This is a genomic window from Mycobacterium sp. (assembly GCF_051006775.1).
Taxonomy (GTDB): Bacteria; Actinomycetota; Actinomycetes; order Mycobacteriales; family Mycobacteriaceae; genus Mycobacterium.
This window is the reverse complement of the sequence record NZ_JBPCSX010000238.1, coordinates 1-8655: the sequence shown is the minus strand read 5'-3', so window position 1 is coordinate 8655 and position 8655 is coordinate 1. Positions and strand designations below refer to the sequence as shown.

The window sequence follows — 8655 nt, the reverse complement described above, 5'->3', positions numbered from 1 at the left end:
CCGGAGGGCACCATGTGCCGGTTCGGGGTTCCGCTGGCCTCGGTCGCCGAACCTATCGACGGGCGGTGGGCCGACGCGGTGCGCGGTATCGCCGGCGCTGCCGGAGTGACGGTGTTCGCCGGCATGTTCACCCCGTCGTCGGACGGCCGGGTCACCAACACGGTGCTGGCCACCGGTCCCGGTGTGGAGGCGCGTTACGACAAGATCCACCTGTACGACGCCTTCGGGTTCACCGAGTCCGACAGCGTCGCCCCGGGGCGCGAACCGGTCGTCGTCACCGTCGACGGAGTCCGGGTCGGGGTGACACTGTGCTACGACATCCGCTTCCCGGCCCTCTACACCGAATTGGCCGACCGCGGTGCCGAGCTGATCACGGTGAGCGCCTCGTGGGGCGCCGGTCCGGGCAAACTCGATCAGTGGACGCTCCTGGCGCGCGCCAGAGCACTGGACACCTCCTGCTTCATCGCCGCCGCCGGGCAGGGCGACCCCGGATCCGAACTGGCCACATCGACCAAGGCGCCGACCGGGGTGGGCGGCAGCCTGGTGTGCTCGCCAGTCGGAGAAGTGCTCGCCGAAGCCGGGCCCGACCCACAGCTGCTGATCTGCGATGTGGACATCACCGCGCTCGACGCAGTCCGCGAGACCCTTGCCGTACTGCGCAACCGCTCAGAGTTCGCACAGACTGGTAGGGCAGAATCGCGCCGGTGACCATGCCGCCGGGCCCACCCGAGAGTCCGAACCCGGAGCAACCGGCCCAGCAATTCCCGCCACCCACCCAGCAATTCCCGCCCCAGTTCCCACCGCCGCCTGCACCAGCGCCGGAATCGCAACGGCGCGATCCACTCTCGGCGATCCTGATCGTCGTGATTGTGCTTGCTGTCGCAGTCGCAGGGGTGTTGGGCGCCGAAATCTACGCCCGGCACAAAGCGGACTCGATCATCGCCGCTGCGGTGAGTTGCGTCGTGCGGGACAGCGCCAGTGTGTCCTTCGGACCGCGGCCGTTCCTGATCCAGCACCTCACACACAGCTACCGCGATCTGGTGGTGGAGACAGCAGGAAATCAGATCCGCGAGGCCAAGGGGATGAAGCTGCGGCTACGGCTCGACGATGTGCGGATGAACCCGACGGCGGACTCCGCCGGAACCATGGGCACCCTCGATGCCGACGTGTCATGGTCGGCCGACGGCATCCGGGACACCGTTCAAGGGATCATCCCGTTCCTGGGGGGCCTCGTCAGCGCGGTCAGCACCGACCCAGCCGCCGGCACCATGGAACTGCAGGGTGCGCTGGGCAGCGTGACCGTGCTGCCACAGGTCCTCGACAACAACCTGGCGCTGACGGTGGTCAGGGTGACCGGCTTGGGCTTCACCCTGCCGCGGGAGTCGGTGCAACCGGCACTGGACGCATTCACCAGCACCCTGACCTCCAATTTGCCGATGGGTATCCACGCCGAAAGCGTCGAGGTCACCGACAGCGGGGTGCAGTTGAGGTACGTGGCCCGCGACGCCACCATCCCCAACGGCCGCCTGGACCCCTGCTTCGCCGGGGTCTAGGCCGCGCCATCGTCGGCTCGCTTAAGCCAGTTCCGCGCCGCCGGGGTTGCACCCGGTCAAAATCATGGTGTTGTCGTCGACGGCGGGCCGCCACGGTTCGAGGTCCCAACTGGTCTTGCCCGGTTGGGCGAGCTCGGCGAAATTCCAATGACAGACGAACTGCGCGCGCATCCCCGGAGTCTCGGCGTCGGGCGCCAGCGCGAGCACCTCGCGCCACGCCGCAGCGGTCTGGGCGGCCGTCTTGCCGAACTCGCCCGCGACCGAGCGGCCTTCTGCGGTCGGGTAAATCCGCAGGGTGGGCAGACCCGAATAACTGACCCAGCGGACGTGGTCGACATACGGCATTGACGCTGCGGTATCGGCGGAGGCGGCCGGCACCGTCGGGACGGCGAGCGCAACGCCGGCCGCAGCGGTGGCGAGCAGGAGTTTCAGCGGGATTTCCCCTGCACTTCCAGGAGCCTGGGCCGGACGTCCACCAGATACACCCCGGCCGCGACCGCGGAGATGGCCATTCCGGTGACACCCAGCACCCAGGACAGCAGTGCGGCCACACCGAGAATGCCCAACCAGGCCGGCTTGGTCAGTTTGTCGGTGGCGGTATAGGCGTCCGGCCGCTGACGCGCCGCATGAACGAACGCGAAGATATTGGCCCCCAGCACCGCCCAGAAGACCACATCAAGAACGACACCCGCCACACCCTGAAGCATCACAGCTTCAAGGGTAGGCGGGTGCCGTCCTGTGGTCGAACTGTCCTACTTCTGGGTGACCTTCTTGGCCGGGGACTTCTTGACGACCTTCTTGGCCGGAGCCTTCTTGGCAGCAGCCTTGGCCGGCGCCTTCTTGGCGGCAGCCTTCTTGGCCGGAGCCTTCTTGGCCGGAGCCTTCTTGGCCGGAGCCTTCTTGGCCGGCAGCTCGACGCCGACCAGCTTGGCGGCGCGCTCGCCGACGGCGCGGGTCTGCGCCGAGACGTTGCCCAGGGCCTCCTGAGTCAGCTCGACGGCCTGGTCGACGTAACCCTCGACGCGGCCGGCAGCGTCCTTGAACTCCGCCTGGCCCTTGAGCCGTTCCAGAGCGGCCTCGCCGCGCTGAACCAGAGTGTTGTAGGTGTCGGTGGCATCGTCGAAGAATTCCTCGGCAGCCTTGCGCAGCTCCTCGGTGGTCAGCTTGCCGCGAAGCTCCTCAGTGCGCTTGGGCAGCTCTTCCTGCAGGCGGGTCAGCGCGGCGCGACGGTCATCCATCTTGTCGCCGGCCAGCTCAGCACGCTCGCGGAGGCTGTTCAGGATCTCGTTGACGGTGGCCAGGGCCAGGTCAGCGGCACCGACTGCGGCGAGCAGCGGGGCCTTGAGATCCTCGACAGTGTTGTCATTCTTGGTCTTCTTAGCCATTTGAGTGGCTCCTTTCGTTGCTCTCTGGAAGAGATTGGGGTCAAACGGTTTTCAGCTCGGGTTGGATCTGTGACTAGGCTGTCGGCAGCTCCTGATGTCCACTCTCGTTCTGCTGAAGGAACGAGGTGTAGATGTCCAGCAGAACCCGCTTCTGACGCTCGGTGATCGCGGTGTCTCCGATGATTGCGTCCTGGACCTTGCTGGGCTCACCGGGCTCGAGAATGCCGGCCCGCACGTAGAGCACCTCGGCTGATAGCCGCAGCGCTTTGGCGATCTGGCTGAGCACCTCGGCGGACGGCTTGCGCAGCCCGCGCTCGATCTGACTCAGGTAGGGATTGCTTACCCCTGCCCGCTCGGCGAGCTGCCGCACGGAAACCTCCGCCGCTTCCCGCTGGGTGCGGATGAAGCTGCCGATGTCTTGCGCGGCGTTGCTAACGACCGCGGCGAGATCGGATTCCTGTGGCATACGAACCACGATACCCCCGAGTGCTAACAATTGCAAGCACTAGCTAGCGCAGGTCAGAACAACAATTGGGCAATGACATAGATCACAAGGCCGGCCAGTGCACCCACCACCGTGCCGTTGATCCGGATGAATTGGAGGTCCCGTCCGACGTGCAGTTCAATCCGCCGACTGGCCTCCTCGGCGTCCCAGCGTTCGATGGTGTCGGTGATCAGCGTGGTGGCCTCGCCACCGTATTGGGTGACCAGATGTTGTGCGCCGCGCATGATCCAGCCGTCGACTTTGTCGCGCAGGTCGGCGTCATCGCGCAGCGACTCCCCGATCTGCATCACCGAATCCGCGATCCGCCCGCGCAGCGCGCTGGACGGGTCGTCGACGCCCTCGAGCACCAGTCGTTTGAGGGTCTTCCATGCGGTCTCGGCCGCCCGGGTCACCTCATCGCGCTCCATCAATTGTTCTTTGACAGCTTCAGCCTTGCCGATGGTGGCAGCGTCGTTCTGCAGGTCGTTGGCGAACTCGAAGAGAAAGCGTGTAGCTGATTGGCGCAGTTCATGATTCGGGTCGCGCCGCACCTTGTCGGTGAAGTCCATCAATTCACGGTGGATCCGCTCGCCGACCAACTGATCGACGAATTTCGGCGACCAGGTGGGCGAGTCCCGAATGACCACTCGATCGATTGTCGGGCCGGCGTTGAGCGCCCACTCGAAGGCACGGTCGCAGAGCAACTGCAGTAGTGCCTCCTGCCGATTCTCTGCGAGCATCTGCGCCAGCACGCGTCCGACCGGTGGTCCCCACTGCGGCTCGGCCAGCCGGCGGACGATGGTCTTGTCGATGGCGTGCTGGATATCCTCGTCATTGAGCAGTTCCACGCCGACGCGCAGCACCGTCGCGGTCTCAGCGGCCACCCGGGCCGCGTTCTGCGGCTCGGCAAGCCACTTACCCATCCGGCCGGCGATCTCGGCGTCGCGCAGTTTGGTCTCCACCACCTCGGGCGAGAGGAAGTTCTCCCGGACGAACTGGCCGAGCCCCTCGCCGAGTTGGTCCTTCTTCCGCTTGATGATCGCGGTGTGCGGGATCTTCAAACCGAGGGGGTGGCGAAACAGCGCGGTGACGGCGAACCAGTCGGCCAGAGCGCCCACCATGCCGGCCTCGGCCGCCGCACCCACATATCCGAGCCAGGCCGGTCCGTTCTGGGCCTGCCCCCACCGGCAGGCCAGGAATATCACCGTCGCGCCGATCAGGAAGCCCAGCGCCACCGCCTTCATCCGACGCAGACTGCGCAGGCGCTCGGCGTCAGCCTCGGGGTCCGCACCCGCGAATGACTCGGCCAGCGAGGCGACGGCGGATGCCGGCAACTCTGGAAGGCGATGTTTAGCTGCCACGCCACCATCATCCGCTATTTTCCCCCGGGGAACATTTTGCATTTAGTGTGACCGCCCGTCACAACTTTCTCGCGGCTCCCCGGTAGACTCCGATTCATCGTGACTCAGCAGATCAGCGCCAGCCCGGAGAAACCGGCGGCCAAAACCGACGGCCGGAAGCGGCGCTGGCATCAGCACAAGGTCGAACGCCGTACCGAGCTGGTCGACGGCGCACTCGACGCCATCCGACGGCTGGGCAGCGATGTCAGCATGGACGAGATCGCGGCCGAGATCGGCGTGTCCAAGACGGTGCTGTACCGCTATTTCGTCGACAAGAACGACCTCACTACCGCCGTGATGATGCGCTTCACCCAGACCACCCTGATCCCGAATATGGCCAGCGCCCTGTCCACCAACCTCGAGGGCTTCGACCTGACCCGGGAGGTCATCAGGGTCTACGTCGAGACCGTGGCGGCCGAGCCCGAGCCGTACCGTTTCGTGATGGCGAACAACTCGGCCGGTAAGAGCAAGGTGATCGCCCACTCTGAGCAGATAATCGCCCGGATGCTCGCGGTACTGCTGCGGCGGCGGATGAAGCCGGCCGGCATGGACACCCACGGGGTGGAACCGTGGGCCTACCTGATCGTCGGCGGCGTGCAGTTGGCCACCCACTCCTGGATGTCGAACCCCCGGATGACCGCCGAGGAGTTGATCGACTACCTGACCATGCTGTGCTGGAGCGCGCTCTGCGGGATCGTCGAGGCGGGCGGATCGCTGCAGAGGTTCAACTCCGCTCCGCACCCGTCGCCGTCGCTGCCCCGCTAGTCTTCGGCGATGGCCAAGAAGTCGGGCTCCGATCTGCCCCAGCAGTGGACCCACGCACCGCGTTCAATCCTGCGATTCAAACCCGGCACCAAGATCGCCGACCTCGACACCGACGCCAGCCCCGGCTTCGCCGGCTCGCGGGAGGACGCCGCCGTCCTGGCCGAGCGCAGCCAGCGATTCGCCGGCCTGCAGGAGATGCTCTACGCCAACGGTAAGGAAGGCGATCACCGATCGCTGCTGCTGGTCTTGCAGGGTATGGATACCGCGGGCAAGGGCGGCATCGTCGAGCATGTGATCGGCGCGGGCAGCCCGATGGGCATCCGCTACACCGGATTCGGTAAGCCAACCGAGGAAGAGCGGGCGCACCACTATCTGTGGCGGATCAACAAGGCGCTGCCCGCAGCGGGGCATATCGGGGTATTCGACAGATCCCACTATGAGGATGTCCTTGTGGTGCGGGTACACAATCTGGTGCCGCCTGCGGAGTGGGAACAGCGCTACGACGAGATCAACGCATTCGAAAAAGAACTCGTCGACTCGGGGATGACGGTGGTCAAGGTCGCCATGTTCGTCTCGCTCGATGAGCAGAAGAAGCGCCTGACCGAACGGCTGGAAAGTCCCGAGAAGTATTGGAAGTACAACCCGGGCGATCTCGACGAGCGCAAGCTGTGGCCGGCGTACCAGGAGGCCTACCAGGCCGTGCTGGACCGGACCTCCACCGATTATGCGCCGTGGTACGTGCTGCCGTGCGACAAGAAGTGGTACGCCAGGCTGGCCGTCACCGAACTGCTGATCGAAGCGCTCAAGGACATGGAGTTGTCATGGCCTGCACCGGATTTCGACGTCGAGACGGAGAAGGCGAAGCTCGCTAACCTTTGACCAGGGTGAACTGGCCGATGTTGGTGATGCCGCGGCGGAAGAAGTCTGCACATCCGGTCAGGTACTTCATATAGCGGTCGTAGGTCTCCTGGTCGGTGATGGCGACAGCCTCGTCACGTTTGGCCGCCAGATTCTGCGCCCACATGTCCAAGGTGCGCGCGTAATGCGGCTGAAGCAGATGCACTCGCTCAAGGGTGAAGCCGGATCCAACGGCCAATTGCTCGATATCCTCCACCGCCGGCAGCCGGCCGCCTGGGAAGATCTCGTCGCCGATGAACTTCATGAACTTCAGGTCACTGAGCGTCAGCTTGATCCCGTTGTCGCGGAAGAATTTCTGGGTGTGGGCCAAGATGGTGTGCAGAAGCATGCGTCCGTCGGCGGGCAGGATCTCGTAAGCCCGCTGGAAGAACAGCGGGTAGCGCTCGACCTTGAAGGCCTCGAAAGCGCCGATACTGACGATCCGATCGACGGGCTCGTCGAACTCCTCCCAGCCCTGCAGCCGAACCTCGATGGAGCGACCGGTGTCCAGCTTGGCCAGCCGTTGGCGGGCGAACTCCGATTGGGCCTTGCTCAACGTGATGCCGATGACGTTGACGTCGTACTTCTGCACGGCGCGCTCCAGCGCTCCGCCCCAGCCGCAGCCGACGTCGAGCAGCGTCATACCGGGCTGGAGTTCGAGCTTGCCCAATGCAAGATCGAACTTGGCGTTCTGGGACTCCTCGAGGTTCATATCGTCACGCTCGTAGTACCCGCAGGTGTACCCCATGGTGGGGCCCAACCACAGCGCGAAGAACTCGTTCGAGACGTCGTAGATGGACTGCGACTCCTCGTAATAAGGAGTCAGGTCCGAATCGACGTCACTCACGCCCTGAGTCTAGCGTCAGTACGAGTAGAAGCCCTGACCGGACTTCTTTCCGAGCCGCCCGGCCTCGACCATCCGCAGCAGCAGCGACGGCGGCGCGTAGAGCGGCTCCTTGAACTCGTCGAACAGCTTGTCGGCGATGAGCTTGAGGGTGTCAAGACCGACCAGGTCGGACAGCCTAAGCGGCCCCATCGGATGGGACAGCCCGGCCACCACTGCGGTGTCGACGTCCTCGATGGAGGCGAAGCCCGCCTCTACCATCCGGATCGCTGACAGGAGGTAGGGCACCAGCAGATAGTTGACGACGAAGCCGGAGCGATCCGAGCAGCGGACCACCTGCTTGCCGAGGACGGCGCCGGCGAACTGCTCGGTGCGGGCCAGTGCGGCCTCGCTTGTGACCAGGGTGTTGACCAACTCGACCAAGGGCAGCACCGGCACTGGATTGAAGAAGTGCAGGCCGAGCACACGCTCGGGGTTCTTGGTGGCGGCGGCGATCTTCATGATCGGGATGCTGGAGGTGTTGGAGGCGAGCACCGCGCCCGGGTCGGTGATGATCTCGTCGAGCTGACTGAAGATGGCGGCCTTGACGTTCTCGTCCTCGATCACCGCCTCGATCACCAACTGGCGGTCGGCGAGATCGGTCAGCTTCGTGGTGAACCGCAGCTTCTCGATCGCCCGGTCACGCTCGCGCTCGGTGATCTTGCCTGAGCTGACTCCCCGTTCCAGCGACTTGACGATCCGGTTGCGACCGGCGGTGGTCAGGGCCTCGGTCGTCTCGAACACCACTACGTCGACTCCCGCCCGGGCGCAGACCTCGGCGATACCGCCACCCATCTGCCCTGCACCGATAACCCCAACGCGTTCGATCGTTGCTGCGCTCATGGTTGCTCTCCTTCAATTGCGCGAGTAGACGCAAACTCGCACGAATTGCCCTGCAAATGTGCGAGTTTGCGTCTGCTCGGCGGGGTAGCGGCTAGTGGAACTGGCCCTCTTCGGTCGAGCCCGCGAGTGCGGTGGTCGACGAAGTCGGATCCACGGTGGTCGCGATCTTGTCGAAGTAACCGGCGCCCACCTCGCGCTGATGCTTGGTGGCGGTGTAGCCGCGCGCCTCAGCGGCGAACTCGCGCTCCTGCAGCTCGACGTAGGCCTTCATCTGCTCGCGGGCGTAACCGTAAGCGAGATCGAACATCGAGTAGTTCAGCGCGTGGAAGCCGGCCAGCGTGATGAACTGGAACTTGAAGCCCATCGCACCGAGTTCCTTCTGGAACTTCGCGATGGTCGCATCGTCGAGGTGCTGCTTCCAGTTGAACGACGGCGAGCAGTTGTA

11 protein-coding genes and 1 pseudogene are annotated in these 8655 nt (G+C 64.9%); 4 read left to right on the top strand and 8 right to left on the bottom strand.

Annotated features, from left to right (window positions below; genetic code table 11):
* Both ACR2JI_RS16605 and ACR2JI_RS16600 read left to right on the top strand, forming a co-directional pair.
* Positions 1 to 708: nitrilase-related carbon-nitrogen hydrolase (locus ACR2JI_RS16605; protein WP_526391926.1), on the top strand; the 708-nt coding region annotated here is incomplete at its 5' end.
* Between the two features lie 2 nt (positions 709 to 710).
* Positions 711 to 1553 carry an LmeA family phospholipid-binding protein gene (locus ACR2JI_RS16600; protein ID WP_526391934.1) on the top strand — a complete coding sequence of 281 codons (843 nt, stop codon included), beginning with the start codon at positions 711 to 713 and terminating at the stop codon, positions 1551 to 1553.
* Positions 1554 to 1574: 21 nt separating this feature from the next.
* Here the strand turns inward: ACR2JI_RS16600 and ACR2JI_RS16595 are convergent, their stop codons facing one another.
* The 5 genes from ACR2JI_RS16595 to ACR2JI_RS16575 form a co-directional block, all read right to left on the bottom strand.
* Positions 1575 to 1985, bottom strand: a complete 411-nt coding sequence (locus tag ACR2JI_RS16595) for a DUF2599 domain-containing protein (protein ID WP_526391932.1) — start codon at positions 1983 to 1985, stop codon at positions 1575 to 1577.
* On the bottom strand, positions 1982 to 2260 hold the full coding sequence (locus ACR2JI_RS16590) for a DUF2516 family protein (protein ID WP_526391930.1): 279 nt from the start codon (positions 2258 to 2260) through the stop codon (positions 1982 to 1984). The genes ACR2JI_RS16595 and ACR2JI_RS16590 overlap by 4 nt, the downstream gene beginning before the upstream one ends.
* Before the next feature lie 45 nt (positions 2261 to 2305).
* Positions 2306 to 2938 (bottom strand): heparin-binding hemagglutinin, encoded by a 633-nt coding sequence (locus ACR2JI_RS16585; RefSeq protein ID WP_526391924.1) that lies wholly within the window; start codon positions 2936 to 2938, stop codon positions 2306 to 2308.
* Between the two features lie 73 nt (positions 2939 to 3011).
* Positions 3012 to 3404, bottom strand: a complete 393-nt coding sequence (locus ACR2JI_RS16580) for a helix-turn-helix domain-containing protein (RefSeq protein WP_526391922.1) — start codon at positions 3402 to 3404, stop codon at positions 3012 to 3014.
* A gap of 53 nt (positions 3405 to 3457) precedes the next feature.
* Positions 3458 to 4825, bottom strand: coding sequence for a DUF445 domain-containing protein (locus ACR2JI_RS16575; RefSeq protein ID WP_526391920.1), 1368 nt, complete (start codon positions 4823 to 4825; stop codon positions 3458 to 3460).
* A gap of 69 nt (positions 4826 to 4894) precedes the next feature.
* Between ACR2JI_RS16575 and ACR2JI_RS16570 the strand changes: the two genes are divergently transcribed.
* The gene (locus ACR2JI_RS16570) at positions 4895 to 5587 is read left to right on the top strand and encodes a TetR/AcrR family transcriptional regulator (RefSeq protein WP_526391928.1); all 693 of its coding nucleotides are present in this window, start codon (positions 4895 to 4897) and stop codon (positions 5585 to 5587) included.
* A gap of 9 nt (positions 5588 to 5596) precedes the next feature.
* Positions 5597 to 6466 carry a polyphosphate kinase 2 family protein gene (locus ACR2JI_RS16565; protein WP_526391918.1) on the top strand — a complete coding sequence of 290 codons (870 nt, stop codon included), beginning with the start codon at positions 5597 to 5599 and terminating at the stop codon, positions 6464 to 6466.
* On the opposite strand, the gene ACR2JI_RS16560 is transcribed toward ACR2JI_RS16565, so the two are convergent.
* The 3 genes and pseudogenes from ACR2JI_RS16560 to ACR2JI_RS16550 all read right to left on the bottom strand — a co-directional run.
* Positions 6456 to 7331 (bottom strand): cyclopropane mycolic acid synthase family methyltransferase, encoded by an 876-nt coding sequence (locus ACR2JI_RS16560; protein WP_526391916.1) that lies wholly within the window; start codon positions 7329 to 7331, stop codon positions 6456 to 6458. The genes ACR2JI_RS16565 and ACR2JI_RS16560 overlap by 11 nt on opposite strands.
* A 15-nt stretch (positions 7332 to 7346) precedes the next feature.
* Positions 7347 to 8210 (bottom strand): 3-hydroxyacyl-CoA dehydrogenase family protein, encoded by an 864-nt coding sequence (locus tag ACR2JI_RS16555; RefSeq protein ID WP_526391914.1) that lies wholly within the window; start codon positions 8208 to 8210, stop codon positions 7347 to 7349.
* A 91-nt stretch (positions 8211 to 8301) separates the two neighbouring features.
* Positions 8302 to 8655 (bottom strand): annotated as a pseudogene (locus tag ACR2JI_RS16550) (isocitrate lyase); the annotation flags it as partial.

Bases quoted from the DNA above. Each gene is read 5' to 3' on its own strand.
- ACR2JI_RS16575 (WP_526391920.1), bottom strand. From the start codon at position 4,825: ATGCAAAATGTTCCCCGGGGGAAAATAGCGGATGATGGTGGCGTGGCA.
- ACR2JI_RS16585 (WP_526391924.1), bottom strand. From the start codon at position 2,938: ATGGCTAAGAAGACCAAGAATGACAACACTGTCGAGGATCTCAAGGCC.
- ACR2JI_RS16555 (WP_526391914.1), bottom strand. From the start codon at position 8,210: ATGAGCGCAGCAACGATCGAACGCGTTGGGGTTATCGGTGCAGGGCAG.
- ACR2JI_RS16590 (WP_526391930.1), bottom strand. From the start codon at position 2,260: ATGCTTCAGGGTGTGGCGGGTGTCGTTCTTGATGTGGTCTTCTGGGCG.
- ACR2JI_RS16580 (WP_526391922.1), bottom strand. From the start codon at position 3,404: ATGCCACAGGAATCCGATCTCGCCGCGGTCGTTAGCAACGCCGCGCAA.
- ACR2JI_RS16600 (WP_526391934.1), top strand. From the start codon at position 711: ATGCCGCCGGGCCCACCCGAGAGTCCGAACCCGGAGCAACCGGCCCAG.
- ACR2JI_RS16565 (WP_526391918.1), top strand. From the start codon at position 5,597: ATGGCCAAGAAGTCGGGCTCCGATCTGCCCCAGCAGTGGACCCACGCA.